17 protein-coding genes are annotated in these 18,146 nt (G+C 59.8%); 7 read left to right on the plus strand and 10 right to left on the minus strand.

Annotated elements, in window-relative coordinates; all coding sequences use genetic code 11:
• Positions 1-18 precede the first annotated feature (18 nt).
• Complete coding sequence (locus tag WCA10_RS23235; protein WP_472824921.1) at positions 19-2,907, minus strand: IPT/TIG domain-containing protein; 2,889 nt, start codon at positions 2,905-2,907, stop codon at positions 19-21.
• A gap of 288 nt (positions 2,908-3,195) precedes the next feature.
• Here WCA10_RS23235 and WCA10_RS23240 point away from each other — a divergent pair, with 288 nt between their 5' ends.
• On the plus strand, positions 3,196-4,653 hold the full coding sequence (locus tag WCA10_RS23240) for an ATP-binding protein (RefSeq protein ID WP_472824922.1): 1,458 nt from the start codon (positions 3,196-3,198) through the stop codon (positions 4,651-4,653).
• A 39-nt stretch (positions 4,654-4,692) separates the two neighbouring features.
• Here WCA10_RS23240 and WCA10_RS23245 read toward each other — a convergent pair whose 3' ends face one another.
• Positions 4,693-4,893 (minus strand): allantoinase, encoded by a 201-nt coding sequence (locus WCA10_RS23245; RefSeq protein ID WP_472824923.1) that lies wholly within the window; start codon positions 4,891-4,893, stop codon positions 4,693-4,695.
• Positions 4,894-5,070: 177 nt separating this feature from the next.
• Here WCA10_RS23245 and trxB point away from each other — a divergent pair, with 177 nt between their 5' ends.
• From trxB to WCA10_RS23265, 4 genes are read left to right on the plus strand one after another with little or no spacing between them, the layout of a single operon-like run.
• Positions 5,071-6,018, plus strand: a complete 948-nt coding sequence (gene trxB, locus WCA10_RS23250) for a thioredoxin-disulfide reductase (RefSeq protein WP_472824924.1) — start codon at positions 5,071-5,073, stop codon at positions 6,016-6,018.
• 24 nt (positions 6,019-6,042) lie between these two features.
• Positions 6,043-6,522 (plus strand): DUF4188 domain-containing protein, encoded by a 480-nt coding sequence (locus WCA10_RS23255; protein WP_472824925.1) that lies wholly within the window; start codon positions 6,043-6,045, stop codon positions 6,520-6,522.
• Positions 6,519-7,253 (plus strand): YggS family pyridoxal phosphate-dependent enzyme, encoded by a 735-nt coding sequence (locus tag WCA10_RS23260; RefSeq protein WP_472824926.1) that lies wholly within the window; start codon positions 6,519-6,521, stop codon positions 7,251-7,253. The genes WCA10_RS23255 and WCA10_RS23260 overlap by 4 nt, the downstream gene beginning before the upstream one ends.
• Positions 7,250-7,555, plus strand: a complete 306-nt coding sequence (locus WCA10_RS23265) for a DUF167 domain-containing protein (RefSeq protein WP_472824927.1) — start codon at positions 7,250-7,252, stop codon at positions 7,553-7,555. The genes WCA10_RS23260 and WCA10_RS23265 overlap by 4 nt, the downstream gene beginning before the upstream one ends.
• Before the next feature lie 132 nt (positions 7,556-7,687).
• Here the strand turns inward: WCA10_RS23265 and WCA10_RS23270 are convergent, their stop codons facing one another.
• Complete coding sequence (locus WCA10_RS23270; protein ID WP_472824928.1) at positions 7,688-8,344, minus strand: peroxiredoxin-like family protein; 657 nt, start codon at positions 8,342-8,344, stop codon at positions 7,688-7,690.
• A gap of 107 nt (positions 8,345-8,451) precedes the next feature.
• Positions 8,452-9,840, minus strand: a complete 1,389-nt coding sequence (ffh, locus tag WCA10_RS23275; protein ID WP_472824929.1) for a signal recognition particle protein — start codon at positions 9,838-9,840, stop codon at positions 8,452-8,454.
• 210 nt (positions 9,841-10,050) lie between these two features.
• On the opposite strand from ffh, the gene WCA10_RS23280 reads away from it, so the two are divergent.
• Positions 10,051-11,208 carry an Ig-like domain-containing protein gene (locus tag WCA10_RS23280; RefSeq protein ID WP_472824930.1) on the plus strand — a complete coding sequence of 386 codons (1,158 nt, stop codon included), beginning with the start codon at positions 10,051-10,053 and terminating at the stop codon, positions 11,206-11,208.
• A 73-nt stretch (positions 11,209-11,281) separates the two neighbouring features.
• On the opposite strand, the gene WCA10_RS23285 is transcribed toward WCA10_RS23280, so the two are convergent.
• The 3 genes from WCA10_RS23285 to WCA10_RS23295 all read right to left on the minus strand — a co-directional run bounded on the left by WCA10_RS23285 (position 11,282) and on the right by WCA10_RS23295 (position 13,918).
• Positions 11,282-12,019 (minus strand): alpha/beta hydrolase, encoded by a 738-nt coding sequence (locus WCA10_RS23285; RefSeq protein ID WP_472824931.1) that lies wholly within the window; start codon positions 12,017-12,019, stop codon positions 11,282-11,284.
• Between the two features lie 91 nt (positions 12,020-12,110).
• Positions 12,111-13,514, minus strand: coding sequence for a serine hydrolase domain-containing protein (locus WCA10_RS23290; protein ID WP_472824932.1), 1,404 nt, complete (start codon positions 13,512-13,514; stop codon positions 12,111-12,113).
• 53 nt (positions 13,515-13,567) lie between these two features.
• Positions 13,568-13,918, minus strand: coding sequence for an STAS domain-containing protein (locus tag WCA10_RS23295; RefSeq protein ID WP_472824933.1), 351 nt, complete (start codon positions 13,916-13,918; stop codon positions 13,568-13,570).
• Positions 13,919-14,093: 175 nt separating this feature from the next.
• Here WCA10_RS23295 and WCA10_RS23300 point away from each other — a divergent pair, with 175 nt between their 5' ends.
• Positions 14,094-14,711: a carbonic anhydrase gene (locus WCA10_RS23300; RefSeq protein ID WP_472824934.1), complete on the plus strand. Its 618-nt coding sequence runs from the start codon at positions 14,094-14,096 to the stop codon at positions 14,709-14,711.
• 69 nt (positions 14,712-14,780) lie between these two features.
• On the opposite strand, the gene WCA10_RS23305 is transcribed toward WCA10_RS23300, so the two are convergent.
• From WCA10_RS23305 to WCA10_RS23315, 3 genes are all read right to left on the minus strand, one after another.
• Positions 14,781-15,239, minus strand: coding sequence for a PA2169 family four-helix-bundle protein (locus WCA10_RS23305; protein WP_472824935.1), 459 nt, complete (start codon positions 15,237-15,239; stop codon positions 14,781-14,783).
• A gap of 211 nt (positions 15,240-15,450) precedes the next feature.
• Complete coding sequence (locus WCA10_RS23310) at positions 15,451-17,031, minus strand: DHA2 family efflux MFS transporter permease subunit (RefSeq protein ID WP_472824936.1); 1,581 nt, start codon at positions 17,029-17,031, stop codon at positions 15,451-15,453.
• A gap of 156 nt (positions 17,032-17,187) precedes the next feature.
• On the minus strand, positions 17,188-18,078 hold the full coding sequence (locus WCA10_RS23315; RefSeq protein WP_472824965.1) for an acyl-CoA desaturase: 891 nt from the start codon (positions 18,076-18,078) through the stop codon (positions 17,188-17,190).
• Positions 18,079-18,146: the final 68 nt, after the last annotated feature.

Raw genomic sequence — 18,146 nt, forward strand, 5'->3', positions numbered from 1 at the left:
GCGATGTGCCTGAAGGGTCTACGGATGCTGCTCAACGGCAATCGAGACAGTGCTTGTGTTGCCGGTAACGGCCAGGGCAATGAGGTTGGTTGCGAGTCCGGAGATGGAAGCAGGAAGGAATGTCACACTGCCGTCGAGGGCTGAGACTGCGCTAGCCGTCTGGCTGGCCAGCAACGGAGCCTGAGCGCAGCGGCCGTGAGGTGCGCAGGGTGGCGTCCAGGCGTAGAGGGACTGGTAGAGCGTGACGATCCCGCCGGCCATGGGGTTTCCGTTCATATCGCGGACGCGCAGGGTGATAAGTCCGGGAGTTCCCAAAGCCGCAAGAGTCTGGGTGGTTCCGGAGACAGGTTCGAGCCATGCAAATTCGGGCCGGGCGCCGAGAGCGACGAAGCTGACGCACTGGCTGGTGCCGTTCAGACAGGCGTTTGAGGCGGTTTGCTGGCCCTCGGCGAGCGGTCCCACCGCGAGAGATTTGGAGGCGATGCCGTTGGCGTTCGTGGCAGCGGATGGGGCGCCTTGCGGTGAAATGCTTCCGCTGGACTGCCAGGTCACGGTTTGGCCGGGGGCGGGTGCTCCGCTCGAGAGCGCCAAGGCTTGCGTGGTCCAGTTGACGGTGACGCCGGCTGCGACGGATAACGTTGGGTTCAGGGCAGCGAGTTTTGGCGGCGTGCCTCCGCTGAAATGAGACTGCAGGCTGGCGCCATTGGTCAGTGAGGCTATGACGACCGAGGCTGCGGCCGAGGGAGCGGTGATGTTGATGGTCGAGACGCCATCCCCGGTTGCCGCGGTAGAGCAAGATGCGGCGCCGCAGGATAAGGTGGCGTTTCCGCTTACTACGGCGAACGTGACCGTGACACCGGCGGCAGGAGTGAGGTTTGGTCCGAGGGCGGTCACGGTGAATGGAATGGGCACGCCAATTGGGACAGTGTTCGCGGGAGCTGTATTGAGAGTGAGGGAATCGCCGGTCGCAGAGTCGTAGCTGATGCCGCCAGGGAGAATCGTGATCGCATAGAACATGGGCAAGTCGTCGACCTCAACGTCGACGGAACTGCTGATGCCGGGCGCAGCGGCGGGGGCGATGGCGGTAATTTCATTTGGAGAGATGCTGGTGACGACGGCTTTCTGAGCACCGATGAGAACAGTGTCGGAAGGTCGAAAGCCCATGCCGCGGATCACGATGGGACCGCCGGCAGCAGACAGCCGCAGTGGCTCAACTGTGTCGGCGTAAAGCACCCAGCCGTTATAGGTGTAATCGGGGCGTCCGTCCCCGCGCATGTCGGCGATGCCGAGACGGACGATGTCGTCCGCCGAGGTGGTGACCTGGAGCCAGGATTCGCCGGTCGCGTATCCATTGAGCGCAGGAGCCCAGTCGAGTGTAGGCGCGGATATGGTCTTGAAGGCGTCCCAGACGCCCAGGGCGGGAAGGGCCTTGGTTTCGGAAGGAAGGCCGGATTCGTTCAGAGCCTGGGTCACGATGGTGAAGGTGTGGCCGGCGCGCACCGGAAAGGCGAACCAGTCGGTCTGCCCCACTTGGCCGAGGCGTCCGCACCAGAGGCCGCCCGGCGCCAGGGGACGAGGCATAGCGGCCGTGGCGATCGCGTCGGTCTGATTGCCGGCGGCGGAGTCGGCGATGGCGACGGTGAGGGTTTGCGCACTGCCGGCAGACATGTTGGAGACGGAAAGGACCGGCATGGTTCCGGAAGGTGAAGGCGAACCGTCGACGTACGGGCCGACAGATTCCGTGAGCATGTAGAGCGGATTGATGGGCTCGAACGTGACCTGGTAGTTCGCGGAGCTCACGCCGGGTGGGAGTGGGATACCGCTGAGATCGAAAAAGCCCTGGAGCGCGGGATCGTCCGAGCCCCACTGTGCGAGCGGATTTGCGTCTGGGTCGGTCCAGCCGGTGACGGGGTTGCCGCGCTTGCCGCTGAAGTATGCCCCCGAAACAAAGGTCACGGTGTACTGATAGAGCGGGTTGCCATTGGCGTCGAGGGGCCGCGCGATCACGTTGACGCCCTGCATGCCGATGCCGGTGCGGAAACTGAGCGTGCCCTGGAGGGATACGGTGTTGGCCGCTGTGATCTGCTTGCCGGGGAACGAAGCAAGGTTCGCCGCAGTGATGGGATAGATGCGGTTGAGTGCGGCGATATCGTCATAGCGGAGTTGAGCAGGATTGGGAAGGCAGGTGCCGCCCATCGCTCCGCAGATGCCGCTCATGGGCTGCATCACCGGCCAGCCGAGCAGGCCATTGGGCTCGCCGTTGCTGAGCGCGCCTGGGTTGACCTGCGCATAATCGAGGCCCAGGACACGGCCGAAGGCTCGTTCCAGCTCGTATTGCATCATCGCATCGAGGTTCGAGTTGGTGGCGCAGAGGCCGTTCAGGAGAATGACGGCGTGCCCAATGGTGGCGTCGGGCCAGATGCTGTCGAGCCATGTGAGGACACCGTTGTTCTGGCAACTTGTGGGATCGCTCGAACCGGCGCCGAAGAGGCCGTTGATCACGGATCCGTCGGCGTCGTAGATGACGGCGAGCGGATAGCGAGTGGCTGCGGGCGTGACGTCGAAGGGTGCGGCAAAAACCCGGTTGCCGGCGATGACGCTTGTGCCGTTGACGTCTTCGTTGAGAGAGCCGGAGTCTGTGAGGTTCACGCCGGCGGTGGGGACAGCGCTCCAGATTGCTGCGGCTGCATCCACCATCGCACTGGCCTGCTCATTCGAAATCTGGGCGTTGAGCGGGCCCTGGTCGACATAGAAGTTGACCACGCCGCCTGACCAGTGAACCGGCTGTCCGGCGACGGCGGGGTTGAAGTGGGCGGTGCCCGCAACAGATTTGGGGCCTCCGGCGACAGCGGAGGGTATCGCGAGGGCGGTGGTCAGGATGCAGAAGACGGATCGCGGTACGTGCACGGGAGCGCTCCCATGCAAGCACTTGCTTCTGGAGGACCAGAGTCTTCCGGTCACGATGAGGATTTGTTAATGAAACGGGCCATGTAGGAACAACAGCGGTGATCCTGAAGGGATTGGGACCCATTCGTAACTATCAGCGACTCATAAATGGTTACCTAAGTTCATTGCAAAGTTACGTTTCTGGCTACAATGAGTTTGCGATCAAAACCTGCAAAGCCTGCGATCCACCGCTAGCAATTATAGGAATTTGAGGGGGCCACCATCAGCGCGCGCTTAAGATTGGGAGATTTGCTCGTCCGGGCCAAGCTCGTGACCGAGATGGACATTGCCAAGGCGCTGGAGCGCCTTTCCATGTGTGGGGGACGCCTGGGCGACAACCTGGTCGCCCTTGGGGCAATTTCGAAGGACACGCTGGAGAAATTCGTGCACCGCACGCCGCGGGAGCCGGAAAATATCGCGGCAACGGGCTTGGACGAAAGCGACCTGCTGGGGCTGATGCTCAAGCTGACCTACGTTGGCCGGCTGCAGACGGTGCGCCAATTTGGCGACGCCATCAAGCTGCCTTACAACATTGTTCTGGAACTGGTCCGCATGGCCGTTGACCGGTCGTTATTGCAGAACCTGGGCGCTCGCAACTCCGGCAGCGATAGCCTGATCGATCTCGCCTACACATTCACAGAACAGGGCAGGCGGTTTGTTATCGACGCCATGACCCGCCAGCACTATACGGGGCCGGCGCCGGTGACGCTCGATGACTTCACGGATCAGGTGAACCTGCAGAAGCTGACAAACGAGCTGGTGACGCCGGAGAAGATCAAGGCGGCGATCATCGGATTGCAATTCGACGAACGCATTATGGAACAGGCCGGTCCGGCGTTGAATTCAGGCCGCGCAATGTTGCTTTACGGTCCGCCTGGAAACGGAAAGACCACCGTAGCGCAGCGTTTTGCTTCGGTCTTCAGCGATGTGATTTACGTGCCGTACTCGGTAATCGTGGAAGGGCAAATCATCCGAGTTCACGATCCGAGTATCCATTTTCCCCTGGAGACGACGGATATTGAGGACGAAACTGCGTTCACGGTCGTGAAGGCGCAGACCTACGATGCGCGATGGGTTCCGTGCCAGCGGCCGTTTGTCATTACGGGCGGCGAACTGACGTTGGAGATGCTCGACCTGCGCTACGACACAACGGGGCACTATTACGAGGCGCCGCTCCACGTGAAGGCGCTCGGAGGATGCTTCCTGATCGACGACTTCGGGCGCCAGATCGTGAGTCCGACGAACCTGCTGAATCGCTGGATTGTGCCGTTGGAGAGCAAGGTTGACTACCTGAAGCTGCACACCGGCAAGACGTTCTCCATTCCGTTTGAGGAACTTGTGATTTTCTCGACCAACCTGGAACCGGAAGATCTGATGGATCCGGCATTCTTGCGGCGATTGCCTTACAAGATCGAGGTTGGTGCGCCTTCAATTGAAAACTACAAGAAGATCTTTGAATCGGAGTGCAAGAAGCAGTCGGTCGACATGTCGGACGAGATCTTCGACAAGATTGTGCATACGGTGACGGTGGAGAAGGGGCTGGAGCTTGCGGCCTATCACCCGCGGTTTATTGTGGATCAGGTGATTGCGACGTGCCGCTTCATGCGAGAAGTTCCTCACTTTGAGCCGCGCTTTATCGATTATGCAATCGACAACCTGCGCGTGCGCCAGAGCACGACCAAGAAAGCGACCCACGCGCGGATTTAAGCGCTGAAGCCGGGCGGCCTTTAACCCAGGCGCGCCCGGTCAGATCTCCGGATAGAAGTCAAAAAAGGCATCGAGGCTCTGCATGAGCTGGGCTTCGATCTGCTTGCGCGAGCCCTCGAGGACGTGCATGGTGACGTGCGCTTCGTGGCCGTTGGCCAGTTTGAGAGTAGCGTCGTTGATTTCAGTCACTTCGCCCTCCGGCAACAGGCGCATTCCGTAGACAAGAGTCAGATTTGCCATGTTCAACATCTTATATATAGATCGCGAGGCAGGGGCCGAGATCAAGAGATAAAGCCATGAGAATGGCGATCATGCCGGAATGGGCAGCAATCTGCAAGTCTTCGGGTGCAGCCCTGTTTGTTCCCTTGTTTCCTCGATCCCTTGGTTCCTGTCCTCTACAATTTACTGGGAAACCTCATGACAGAGACACGTGACACCGTAATTCTTGGTTCCGGCTGCGCCGGATTGACTGCAGCCATTTACAGCGCGCGCGCGAACCTTAAGCCTCTTGTATTGGAAGGGCACGAGCCCGGCGGCCAGCTTTCCATTACTTCGCTTGTGGAGAATTTTCCAGGGTGGCCGGAGGGCATCCAGGGGCCGGAGCTGATCGACAACATGAAGAGACAGGCGGCGCGATTTGGAGCCGACTTTCAACTGGCTCACCTGGACTGCGTGGAACTAGGCGTACATCCGTTCCGGCTGCATACCTCGACGGGCGAGATTCTGACGCGCACGCTGATCATTGCGTCGGGTGCGAGTGCGCGCTGGCTGGGGATACCGAGCGAGCAGGCGCTGATCGGCCACGGTGTGTCGAGCTGCGCGACCTGCGACGGATTCTTTTTCCGCGACAAGCCGATTGCGGTGGTGGGCGGCGGCGACTCGGCGATGGAGGAGGCGCTCTTTCTCACGCGCTTTGCGTCGAAGGTAACGCTGCTCCACCGGCGGCCGGCCTTCCGCGCGTCGAAGATCATGCTCGAGCGGGCCATGGCGCATCCCAACATCGAGTTCAGAACCAACACCGTTGTGGATGAAGTGCTGGGCGTGGAAGAGAAGGAAGTCAAGGGGCTCAAGCTCCGCGATGTAACGACGGGGGCGACGAGTGTTCTGCACGTGGACGGAATGTTCCTGGGAATCGGACATGAGCCGAACGCCAGGATGTTTGCAGGCCAGCTCGATCTCGACGACGAGGGCTACGTTCTTACGCAGGGCAACGTGTTTACGACGCGTCACGGAATCATTGTGCCGGGCGTATACGCGTGCGGCGATGTGCAGGACCGGCGCTACCGGCAGGCGATTACAGCGGCGGGGACAGGCTGCATGGCGGCGCTCGAGGCGGAGAAGAATCTTGAGGAGCACGGACGGTAAGGGATTCGCGAAAGGAAGCGCGCTATGCCCACAATCTTTCCCGGCCGTTTTACTGCGAAGTACGGCGGATCTTTCGTCGTATTCATTATTGGCATGCGGGTGAATCGGTTGCTCCAATTCAGCAAGTGGATGTCCGTGGCGAAGGCGATGCCGCCCATGATTGCGGAGCTGAAGAAGCATCCCGAGATGGGCCTTCTGCACGTGGAGCCGATGATCTACTGGCGGGGCGTGGCTACGGTGCAGTATTGGCGCAGCTTCGATCATCTGCATGCTTACGCGCACATGCGCGACCGGAATCATCTACCGGCATGGGCAGAGTTTAATCGACGGGTTGGCGGCAACGGTTCAGTGGGCATCTGGCACGAGAGCTTTCTGGTCGACCGCGGAAACTATGAGTGCATTTACGCGAACATGCCGCGCTTCGGTTTCGGAGCGGCGGCGGATCATGTGCCCGTCACAGGCCGGCTTGAAAGCGCGCGCCAGCGCATCGGCCACGCCGAATGAGCCAACTTGCGGAGAACCTCGAAAAGCTTCAGGTCGCGATCGCCGATGCGTGCCGTCGTGCGGGACGGCGGCGCGAAGACGTCGAACTGATGGCGGTTTCGAAAACCTATCTGGCCAAGACGATTGCCGAAGCTGCATCGCTGGGACTGACGCTGTTTGGCGAGAATCGCGTGCAGGAATTTTCAGGCAAGGCGAAGGACTTGAAGCCGCTACGTTCGAATGGTGATAAACCGATTCGCATCCACCTCATCGGGCATCTGCAATCGAACAAGGCTGCGCGCGCCGTCGAGTTGTTTGATGCAGTGGATGCGGTGGATTCGCTGCGACTGGCGCAGCGCCTGAATGATGCGGCGGGGAAACTTGGCAAGCGCCTGCCGGTTTTGCTTGAGGTGAAGCTCTCGCCCGAAGAGACGAAGGAAGGGTTGGAGCCGGAGTCAAATGACGCAGCGCAACTGCTGGAACAGCTGCCTGATTTGATGCATTTGGAAACGCGTGGCCTGATGACGATTGCGCCGTGGGGCGCTCCTGAGGACGTGACGCGGGCGTGCTTTCGCAGTTTGCGCGAGTGGCGGGATCGTTGGGCTGCGACGCATCCGAAGTTGAATCTCGATGTGCTCTCGATGGGAATGAGCGGAGACTTTCCGCTGGCGATTGCCGAGGGCGCGACGCGCATTCGCGTGGGGACAGCGCTGTTTGGCAAGCGCGCACCCTACACCGGATCCCCCGAATGAGTATGGCAATCCTGCGCGAGGTTGCGGACGGCGTGACGCTCGCTGTTCGCGCACAGCCGGGCGCAAGGAAAACAGCGATTGTTGGTGTGTATGGCGAAGGCAATTCGGCGCAGTTGAAGATCGCCGTACAGGCTCCGCCGGTTGAGGGGCGCGCGAACGAGGCGCTGGTGGCATTCCTTGCGAAGATGTTTGGCATTCCCAAAAGCTCTGTCGAGCTTGTGAATGGCGAACTTTCGCGGAGCAAAGTGTTTCTGCTGCGCAGAATTACTGTGCAAGATGCGCAGTTGAAGCTTCCCAGGTAGGCATTCGAATTAATCATGTTCGTGCTTTCCCACCCATTCGACAAAGAACGTCGAATGGATGGGGCGCCCTGATTTCTGGCTGATCTGAATCCGAATTGAAATGCAACCGGAAAGTTGCCTGAGCTTGCAGCGTCACCGGTGGTGCATGTCGCAGGCTGCGCCGAGCGCCTCTTCGGGTTCGGGGCGGACGCGGAAATCGGCGTGGGCTTCGGCGTAGATGACTTTCCCGTCCTTCGCAATCACGTACGTTGCCGGCAGCGGGAGACGCCAGCTCTTGTCGCCGTTCACGAACGGGATGTTGACGAGGATGGAGAGGTAGTAGTCGCGGTGATACTCGGGGATGGTGTAGACAAGTCCGAATTTCTCTGCGACTGTGTTGCCGGGGTCGGAGAGCACGGGGAAAGGCAGGCCGTGCTGGTTGGCCATGAAGTCGCTTTGGCGTTCGATCTGCGGGCCGATGGCGACCATGAGGGCGCCGTGTTCGCGTAACTGGCCGTAGAGGTCGCGCCAGGTTTCGAGTTCCGTTACGCAGTAGGGGCACCAGCGTCCACGGAAGAATTTAATAATGAGCGGACCGAGCGCAAGCAGATCGCGCGAGCGGACAAGTTTACCGCTGGAATCCTTCAATGCGAATTCGGGAGCCTGCGCGCCGACGGGGAGGATGTTGTTCTCGATGCCGGTCGCAAATAATTCTTCGACCGCCTTTTCGCCGACGGCGAGGCGCTCGGGCTGCACGAGGTGCCGCGTGTTGGCGGTGATCTCGTCGAGTTGGTCCTGCAGGCTGGTCATGGTTTCTTCGGCCGTGCTGACATTTCTAAGAGCAACTGCAGGTCTTTCGACTCTGCTTCACTTCGTTCCCCTCCGCTCAGGATGACGAGCAATCGTAATAACGCAAACTATCGCCCGAATTTTTGTTTGCCCATCATCCCGGACATGCCGCCGCGCATCATCTGCCTTGCGAGGCCGCCTTTGCCCATCTGCTTGAACATTTTGCTCATCTGCGCATACTGGCGAAGAAGCATGTTTACGTCCTGCACGCTGGTGCCGGAGCCTGCGGCGATGCGCTTGCGGCGGGAGCCGGAGATGATTTCGTGGTTGCGGCGCTCGAAGGGCGTCATGGAACTGATGATGGCTTCGAGGCGCACGAACTGCTTCTCGTCAACATTCTTTGAGGCCTGCTGCAAACCGGCGAAGGGGCCTACGGAGGGCATCATCTTCAGGATCGATTCCATCGAGCCCAGCTTTTTGATCTGCTGCAACTGATCGCGAAAATCTTCGAGCGTGAAGCCGTCGCCGAGCAGGGCCTTCTTGGCGAAGTCCTCAGATTTTTTCCGGTCGAGCGAGGACTCGGCCTTTTCGATGAGCGAGAGCATGTCGCCCATGCCGAGGATGCGGCCGACAATGCGATCCGGATGAAATGGCTCGAAGGCGTCCGGTTTTTCGCCGGTGCCGATAAACTTGATGGGCTGGCCGGTGACGTGGCGAATGGAGATGGCAGCGCCGCCGCGCGAGTCGCCGTCCATCTTGGTGAGGATCACGCCGGTGAGGCCGAGGCGCTTGTGGAAGTCCTGCGCGGAGTTTGTGGCGTCCTGGCCGGTCATGGCGTCGGCGACGAAGAGAATCTCCTGCGGGTTGAGCAGCTTTTTCAGCTGGGCCATTTCGTCCATGAGGTCTTCGTCGATGTGGAGGCGGCCAGCGGTGTCGACGATGAGGGTGTCGCAGGCGAGGATGCGGGCTTCGCGGCGGGCTTCACTGGCGAGTCGCTCGACCAGTTTGGATCCCGGATTCTCGTCGTTGAGCTTGCCCTCGTAGAGCTTGGCGTCGATGGATTTGGCGACAACTTTGAGCTGCTCGCGGGCGGCGGGGCGGTAGACGTCGACCGAGACAAGCATGGGCCGGTGGCCGCCCTTTTTGAGCCAGGCCGCGAGCTTGCCGCTTGTTGTCGTCTTGCCCGAGCCCTGCAGGCCGGCCATCAGGATGACGGTCGGTGGCTGTGAGGCGAATTTGAAGCGCGCGGTGTCGCGGCCCAAAAGCTCGACGAGCTCGTCGCGGACGATCTTGATCACCTGCTCCGAGGGCGAGAGGGCGGTAAGCACCTCAGTGCCAACGGCTTTAGCGCGGATGTGGTCGATGAGTTCGTTGACGACGCTGAGGTTAACGTCGGCGTCCAGCAGCGCGACGCGGATCTCTTTGAGCGCTTCCTGGATGTTCTCTTCCGTGAGCGTGCCCTGGCCACGAAGGGTTTTGAAGGCGCGTTGCAGTTTTTCTGTAAGGTTCTCAAACATAGGTCAGATTCAAGTGTATCGAAATTGGTGAGTCCGGGTGGAGTGGAGCGACCACGTCCGGCATGTGTGACAGTCGCGAAAGCGCCACACTCTGCATTGTTTGGACGCGCCGGGGCGAGCAGGATGGATGCGTGTGATGGGGCTAACATCGCTCCGCGCAGGCAGGAGTAGAATTTCCGGCGAGTCGGGATTCAGGAAAGGATCGACAGCATGAATCGCTTCTCTTTTTTCGCTTTCATTTTGGCAGTTTCGGCAGGCCTTTTGACGGGTTGTGGTGGGAGTGGCGGCCAAAAGGGATCAGGGAATACAGAGGTTGTGACCATCAGCGCGATTACGGGCCCGGATCATTTGCAGATCGGCGTCAGTTCGCCTTTGACTTATCTTTACAAGGCCACAGTGAGCGGAGGCTCGGACAAGGCGGTCGTCTGGTCGGTCGATGACGCTTCGCTGGCGACGATCGACAGCAGCACAGGAGTGGCGACGCCCTCGACCAAGATGTTGGGAATGGTGACCATCACGGCGACGGCGCAGGCGGATACGACGAAGACGGCGAAGCTGCAAGTGAGCGTAGTGGACTGGATTATGGCTGACTACGACGCGTATCTGCTGATCGGCCAGAATGGCGCCTATCTTCCGTGGGGAAGCGTACTTCCCCAGTTGGATTCCTACGAGGAGTGCACCTGGTCGCACGATCATCTGAAGTTCATTTGCATCGATGGATCGGCACGGGTGGAGAACACGTTTTATGTCTTTCAGACGAACGGCATGGCGGCCGGAACAAAGCAGATTGGCACGGTCAGTCTTTCGTCGAACCCAAACCTGATCTGGGCCACGAATCCGCGGTTTTCTCCGGACGGGAACCACATCGTCTTTGCTGGATCAGGGACGGCAGGGCTTGCGCTGGTGCAGGGACCGTATGTAGTGGACGCGGCGGGGAAGACTGCACCGATTCTCGTTGCAAATGATCCGGCATTCTTTGATACAACTTTTATGGCGCCGCGATTCACGCCAGACAGCAAGGAGATTCTGTACGCCGAGGCTTCCGGGTTATGGATTGCTAACTTGGACGGGTCCAATGTGCGAAATCTGGCGCCGCCACCGGCGAGCCAAGGGCTCATTTCGCCGGATATGACCACGCTGTACTACGCGTCGAATGGCTGCCTCTTCAAGGCGAACGCCGACGGAACCAGCCCCGTGTGCATCCTGCAAGGGAACGTGGATGCGGTGATGGATATTTCGCCGGACGGAAACCAACTCGTGATTGAAGGGCCGGAGGTGATTTCGACAACCGGCGGAAACATCTACGTCGTAAACAGCGACGGCACCGGCTTGCAGCAAACCTACGGGTTGGATTATGCAAGCTGGTAAGTGCGTGGATATCCGGTCGCGCGGCCGACGCTTCGAATGGGACATTTCGCAGTGCCTGGTTATGGTCGGCGCGTCAACGGAATCGCCCGCAAGGAACGACATCTTTGAGCAACCAGGAGACGATGGGTCCCCAGTATTGCAATGTGGGCTTGTAGAAAGGCTCGTTGTGCGAGCGGGCAGGGAGAACGAGCAGTTCAGCGCGGCCGCCGCAGTAGGCGAGGAGGTCGTGGGCCATCGGCAGGCGGAAGAGGCCGTCGTGATCTCCCTGCACGATGAGGATGGGGAGACTGCAATTGCGGAGAGCGTCTGCCGCAGACCAGATCGCGGGAACGAGGGGAGACAGAAATCCGGGAATCCATGCGGCGCGTGCCGCCTTGCGGAATGAGGAGTATCCCGCGCAAAGCACGAGGCGATCGGCGTCAACACGATTGAGAATGGCGGGGGCGATTCCCGTTCCGAGCGAGAATCCGAGAAGCGCGATCGGGACCTTTGGCGCGAGTTGCTTAAGAAGGTTGAATGCGCAGACAGCATCGTCCTCGCATTGGCTCCAATCGGGCCACCCGGTGCTTCGGCCGTAACCGGAATAGTCGAAGACAATTGAAGCGATGCCGCTCTCTGCGAAAATGTGCTGGATGGGAAACCACTGGGGCGCGATTTCTCCTATGCCGTGGCAGATGAGGATGGCTGCATGCGTTTCGCGACGCGCAGTCGTGACACAGACCGCGTCGAGGAGATTTTTTCCGCTGGGAATGGTGTGTTGCGTGGCGACGATACCAGCGCACTGAGGACGGTTGCGAGGAACCCGGTTCAAAAAGCGATCCCTCAGCTGCACCAACCGGCTGGCGAAAGTGAGGGTCGCAGTAAACAGGAATCTCTGCAATGGCGTCGTCTGCACTTTTCGACTAGTCCGCTGGTGCGATCAGGTATTGCTCGAGTTTGCCGTCGGGGTACGTGTATGTGGTGAGCATCAGGCGTCGAGTAGGGTATTGAATGCGGAACACGCGGAAGGTCATTCCACCGCGCAGGCGTTCGGTGACTTGACGGAAGGTAAGCGGATCGCCAAGGGGGCCAAGGCTGTCGCGATAATCTGCGATGGTCTGCGGGGTGAAGTAGGCCGCGAGGTTTGGCGCCAGCAGGCTGCGATCGATCTGGCCCTTTTGCAGGCCGAAATAGATGTCGATGGCCTGTTGCTCGGATGGCGAGTGCTTGATGCCCAACGCTGTGGAAGCGGCGAGTTGCGCGATTTCTTCAGCGCCTCCAGCCATGTGGTTGGTGAGTACTGCGACAGCAACGCCATCGTCGATCAGGACTTCGTTGTCGGAGACGAAGCCGTTGACTTCGCCGCTGTGTTCGATGGAGCGATGACCGTCGCGCTGCATGATCTCGACACCAAGACCGTAGTGCGTACCCTTGCCATCCTTGAGCATTATTTCTGTGAACATCTGGTCGTAGCTCGCCGGCTTGAGGATGGAGCGCTGCATGAGGCTGATATCCCAGAGAGCGACGTCATGCGCGGTCATGGCGAGCTCGCCCGCCGCAAACATCCATCCTTCGCCGCCGTTGGGCACAGAGCGCAGAGGTCCGAGGGCGGCACGGATATAAGGCGCAGCGTCAGCGGAAGGAAGTTCTTTCGCGTCGCTGTTCCATGCGCTTTTCATCCCGAGTGGGCGAAAGATGTGCTCGCCGAGAAAGTCGAAGAGTTTTTCGCCGCTGACTTTTTCAACGATGAGTCCCGCGATGACGTAGTTGGTATTCGAGTACTGCCATTCGGTGCCGGGCTCGAAGTCGAGCGGCTTGGTGGCCCATGTGTCGAGGATTTCGCGCGGAGTGACGGGCTTGAGTTGCGACTCGACGGGATAATCTTCCGGTGCATAATCCTGGTAGCCGGAGGTGTGGGAGAGGATCTGGCGAATGGTGACTTCGTTGCCGCGGGTGAGACCAGGGACGTACTTGCCGACGGGGTCATCGAGCGTGAGCTTGCCTTGTTCCTGCAACAACAGGATTGCAGTTGCGGCAAATTGCTTGGAGATGGAGCCGATGGAATAGCGCATTTCCGGCGTAGCGGCTTTGTCGGGATGGATGCGGGCCAGGCCGTAGGCGTGCGTGTAGACGATTTTGCCTTGCTGGACGACGGCAACGGAGGCGGACGGCACTGCGCGCTGCTTCATTACATCGACGGCGATGCGGTCGATGCGCGATTTGAGGGCGGCATCGATCGTGTCGACGCTCTGCGCATGAACGTGAAGTGCGGCGAGAAAGAGCGAGGCAACAATGGCAACGGCGGAGACGAGTCTGCTGCAATTCATGATGGGCTGCGGAGAAATCCTTCCGTAGGAATAGTAACAATCGCGGCCTTAACCTAGGTGCGAGCTTTGGCCTCTTCGACAGTTGCTGCCAGCGTCAGAACGTTTTCCAACCTCGTGGTGCGGAACATGCTCATAACGCGAGGCGTGACACCGGCGAGCGAGAGTTGGACGTGCTTGTCGCGGCAGTACACTTCGTGATTGACGATTTCACTCATGCCGGCGGAGTCCATGAAGGGAACGCCGCTGAGATCGAGGATGGTGTGGAGCGGCGGTTCGGCGCCGCGAAACAGGGCTCGCAACGGGGACACGCTATTCAGGGTCACGGGCCCAATGAGCCGAAGGATGACGGTTCCCGGTTTTGCGCCGGGAACTGGCTCGATCTTCAGGGGGGTATCGAATGCCATCGTTCGATCAGTGTATGGAACGGGGCGGGATTTGTCGCGAGAAAACTGGTAAACGCGAGAAGTGGCTTTGATCGCGCATGGTGCGATCGAAATGCCGGGAGCCATCATGGATGGGACGATGCGATAGGCTGGAATTTGCAGGATTGGAATCACCGGCAACGTATGTGAGGTGCGGATGCAGCGCTTGATTGAAGGCCACAAGAAATTTCTTGCAGAGGTTTTTCCGCGGCGGCGCGACGAGTTTCATTTGCTGGCTGAATCGCAGGCGCCGGAGTGGCTCTTCATCACGTGTTCTGATTCGCGCATTGTGCCGGATATGATCCTGGGGACCGGACCGGGCGATTTGTTCATCACCCGCAATGCGGGGAACGTGGTTCCAGTGACTGGGAATGATGTGGACGGATGCACCGCGACGATCGAGTATGCGGTCGAAGTGCTGAAGGTGAAGCACGCGATCCTGTGCGGGCACTCGGATTGCGGAGCGATGAAGGCGGCACTGGATCGGCGCGGCCTTGAAAAGCTTCCCAAGGCGAGTCGCTGGCTGCAGCACGTGGAGTCGGCGTTTACACATCGGCAGCCGCTGAATCCTGAAGATGGCGCGCACGCGGAACTTGCATCCTTGATCCGCGGAAACGTGGTGGCGCAGTTGCTGAATCTGCGCGCCCAGCCGTCGGTTGCCCGGGCCGTGATGGAGGGGCGTCTTGCAGTGCACGGATGGTATTACGAGATCCTGAGCGGGCGAATCGAGCGATTCGATGAGGATGCGCGGCGGTTTGTCCCGCTGGTTGAGTGAGTTTCCGGAAGACAAAAAGAAAGGTGTGCGCATCGTGAGCGCACACCTTTGTTGAGGAGCAGGCTGGTGTCATTTCCCGGTGTCGTGCGCGGCTTTTATAAATTCCCGCGACTTCTCGATGTGCGCGGCTTGGGTGGTGAGAACCTGGCGTACCGGCAGGGGAATGTAGGTTTCCGTGGCCCTGGCGTAGGCTTCGACGGCCTCATTTTCACTTTCTTCGGCGGTGGAAAGCAGACTGTGATCGCCGGCTCCGAGCGCTGATTTGACGTCACCCCAGGCGCGGCGAACGGTTCCCGCGGCGGTTCCGCTCTCTTTCACATCGTGTACGCCTTCCTGATGGAGGATGGATTCGAGCACTCCGCGAAACTGCGCCCGCGTGAGAGATTCTGCGAGGAAATACTCTTTCAGAGTTTCGTTCTTGATCTGCTCGCCGATTTTCTTAAAGCCATCCTGTGCATCGATGAGCACCTCAATGACGGAGCGCAAAGCTGATTCGGTTTCTTTCAGGTCTTTCGAAGGCGAAGACATAGGGAACTCTCCAGTTAGAAAAGAAATAGAAACGAGGCAGGTTCCGGCGGCTGCCGCTGCGATTCTCCTTCGCCGCCAGCGAGGTGGGGGAAATCGCGAAAACCCCACGCCCCTGCCCCTCAAATGGATCGGACCCACCCTCGCAAGGCTTGGTCGATCCGGTTATTTAAGATGCGGAATTTGAAGGAGGGGTCGATGCGCATCCGAAAATTCAGTGCGCGCCGGGCGGCGGCGTTGCGTTTACCGGCGGCTTGCCAAAAAGCCAGACCGCCCCGGCGCAGAAGAAAGCCAGCACGGCCGTCCAGCGGAAGACATCGATGTAAGCGAGCAGCGCCGCCTGCCGCTGAAGCAACCCGTACATCAGTGCCATCGATCCTGGGCGCGCGGAAGCAGGGCCGACCTGGTGCCCGAGGTACATCGCCATCATGCGCGACTTTTGTTGGAGCACAGCGCTCGATGCCGTGAGGTTCGCTCCGATTTCGTTCTGGTGCAGAGCGGCGCGGCGAATAAGAGCCGTGGTGGCCATCGCAATCCCGATCGATCCGCCGATGTTACGCAGCATGTTGAAGAGACCGGTGGCGTTGCCCATTTCTTCGCGCGAAAGCGTGGCCGTGGTCATGGTGGCGAGCGGCACAAAGACGAAGCTGAGAGCGAAGCCAGTAAGCAAAATAGGAATCAGGAGAGTGTATGGGCCGATGTCGAGATTCACGGTGCCGAAGATGAATGAGCAGATGCCGAAGCCGATGAAACCTGCGCTAAGCAGCTTGCGGTTATCGATGCGCGAGCCAAGAATTCCGATCACCGGAGAACCAATGAAGGATCCGATGCCACGCGGTCCGACCACCAGGCCGGCGCTGAAAGCGGTGTAGCCGAGAATCTCCTGATAGTAGAGAGGCAGAATGGCGATGGTGATGTAAATACACATGCCCAGCAGCGCGATAAGGAAGCACCCGGTGCGGAAGTTGCGATTCTTGAGAATGTGCAGGTCGACGAGTCCACGTGGGTTGGTCCACGAGCGCCAGATCCAGCCGATGAACCCGAGGATGAGCGCGGCTACCGCCCAGCGCACCCATAGGGCTCCGAACCAATCGTCTTCCTGGCCCTTGTCGAGGACGACCTGCAGGCAGCCGGTCCAGACGATGAGGAGGCCGAAGCCGATGTTGTCGAATGCGCCGACTTTGGCATTCTTGATGTAGGGCGGATCGTGCACGAAGCGGGCGATCATGAACACCGCAAGAAGGCCAACAGGAATGTTGATGTAGAACGCATAGCGCCAACTGAAGGTATCGGTGAGCCAGCCTCCCAGGGTAGGTCCGAGCACAGGGGCGACCACGATGCCCAGGCCGTAGGCCGCCATGGCCATGGAACGCTTGGCGGGCGGGAAGCTCTCAAGCAGGATGGATTGCGAAAGCGGCTGCAGGGCTCCGCCGCCTGCTCCCTGCATAATCCGGGCCAGCAGAATCACGCCCAGCGAGGGCGCGGCGCCGCAGAAAAAAGAAGCGACGGTGAAAATGGTCACGCAGATGAGAAGGAAGCGCTTGCGTCCCCAGCGGCGGGCGAACCAGTTGGATGCCGGGAGGATGACGGCATTGGCAACGAGGTAGCTAGTGAGCACCCAGGTGGCTTCGGAGTTGGTTGCCGAGAGGCTGCCGGCGATGTAGGGCAGCGCGACCGAAGCGATGGCGGTGTCGAGCACCTCCATGAAGGTCGGCAGCATCACCGAGACCGTGACGAGCCACGGGTTGACGCCTTGGGAGAGCGGATATCGGGCTTGGGCCTCAGCAGTGGTCATCGCAACCGGGAAGAGTTGAGACTAAACGATTGGACCATCTGCCGGTTGTGACGCGCGTCAACGGCGATCGATGTGAGAGCGATCCACTGCATTCACGGCTGTTCGCTTGCCCGCCCGAAACCGCGAAAGCATGGCGACCCGCATCAGCCAGGCGCATCAAGAGGTCGTCATGTGCGTCTTTCTTGCCACGGTTGGATCTGGATCTCTGATCGTGAATCTCGCGATGCGAATGTGCCTCGCGAGTTTCAGTTTTTCCAGCAGCCAGATGCCGTAGTAATTGGGATCGAACTCATACCACGCAAGACCATGCCGAGCCGAAACTGGATTCGCATGATGATTGTTATGCCAGCCCTCGCCCCCAGTAAGCAGCGCCACCCACCAGCTGTTGCGAGACTCGTCCCGGGTGGCGAAGCGTCGCCCACCGTGGAGGTGCGTTGCGGAATTCACCAGCCACGTGGCGTGGAGACCGAGCGTCACGCGCAGGAAGATCCCCCATAAAAACAGGCCCACTCCAGCCTTGACGCCTCCTGTGAGAGTTCCCGCCACCAGCAATCCAATCCCGAGTATTGTCAACGGCACCCAATGGTATTTGCTCAACCACACCTGCACACGGTCCCTGGCAAGATCCGGCGCATAGTGGGCCAGAGCCTCGGTTTGCGTGTTGAGAGCGCGGCCTGTGACGATCCAGCCCATGTGCGCCCACCAGGTGCCTTCCTGTGGAGTGTGCGGATCTCCCGACCGGTCGCTATGTTGATGATGGATGCGATGCGTCGCTACCCAGGCGATCGGCCCGCCTTCCAGGGCCAGCGTGCCGCAGACTGTCAGAAAATATTCGACGGCTTTGGGCACCTCGTACCCGCGGTGTACCAGCAGGCGATGATAGCCCATGCCGATGCCGCAGTTGACGGCGAGAACATAAAGAACTGCGGCAACAATCAGGTTCGTCCAACTGAAGAAAAACAGCGCCGCAATGGCCCCAATATGGAAGATGGCCATGAAGATCGCCGTAATCCAAACCACACCTGACTCAGAATAAGCGCGACCCATCTGGATTCCAGTCCGCGATGCCGGCTTGGTCGCCGGTCCTGTATCTCCTGGATCTTCACGCACAGACC

The sequence above is a fragment of the Occallatibacter sp. genome (genome assembly GCF_049582745.1).
GTDB lineage: Bacteria > Acidobacteriota > Terriglobia > Terriglobales > Acidobacteriaceae > Telmatobacter.

Bases quoted from the DNA above. Each gene is read 5' to 3' on its own strand.
- WCA10_RS23270 (WP_472824928.1), bottom strand. From the start codon at position 8,344: ATGACCAGCCTGCAGGACCAACTCGACGAGATCACCGCCAACACGCGG.
- WCA10_RS23260 (WP_472824926.1), top strand. From the start codon at position 6,519: ATGAGCCAACTTGCGGAGAACCTCGAAAAGCTTCAGGTCGCGATCGCC.
- WCA10_RS23265 (WP_472824927.1), top strand. From the start codon at position 7,250: ATGAGTATGGCAATCCTGCGCGAGGTTGCGGACGGCGTGACGCTCGCT.
- WCA10_RS23280 (WP_472824930.1), top strand. From the start codon at position 10,051: ATGAATCGCTTCTCTTTTTTCGCTTTCATTTTGGCAGTTTCGGCAGGC.
- WCA10_RS23315 (WP_472824965.1), bottom strand. From the start codon at position 18,078: ATGGGTCGCGCTTATTCTGAGTCAGGTGTGGTTTGGATTACGGCGATC.
- ffh (WP_472824929.1), bottom strand. From the start codon at position 9,840: ATGTTTGAGAACCTTACAGAAAAACTGCAACGCGCCTTCAAAACCCTT.
- WCA10_RS23255 (WP_472824925.1), top strand. From the start codon at position 6,043: ATGCCCACAATCTTTCCCGGCCGTTTTACTGCGAAGTACGGCGGATCT.
- WCA10_RS23245 (WP_472824923.1), bottom strand. From the start codon at position 4,893: ATGGCAAATCTGACTCTTGTCTACGGAATGCGCCTGTTGCCGGAGGGC.
- WCA10_RS23295 (WP_472824933.1), bottom strand. From the start codon at position 13,918: ATGGCATTCGATACCCCCCTGAAGATCGAGCCAGTTCCCGGCGCAAAA.
- WCA10_RS23310 (WP_472824936.1), bottom strand. From the start codon at position 17,031: ATGACCACTGCTGAGGCCCAAGCCCGATATCCGCTCTCCCAAGGCGTC.
- WCA10_RS23305 (WP_472824935.1), bottom strand. From the start codon at position 15,239: ATGTCTTCGCCTTCGAAAGACCTGAAAGAAACCGAATCAGCTTTGCGC.
- WCA10_RS23290 (WP_472824932.1), bottom strand. From the start codon at position 13,514: ATGAATTGCAGCAGACTCGTCTCCGCCGTTGCCATTGTTGCCTCGCTC.
- trxB (WP_472824924.1), top strand. From the start codon at position 5,071: ATGACAGAGACACGTGACACCGTAATTCTTGGTTCCGGCTGCGCCGGA.
- WCA10_RS23300 (WP_472824934.1), top strand. From the start codon at position 14,094: ATGCAGCGCTTGATTGAAGGCCACAAGAAATTTCTTGCAGAGGTTTTT.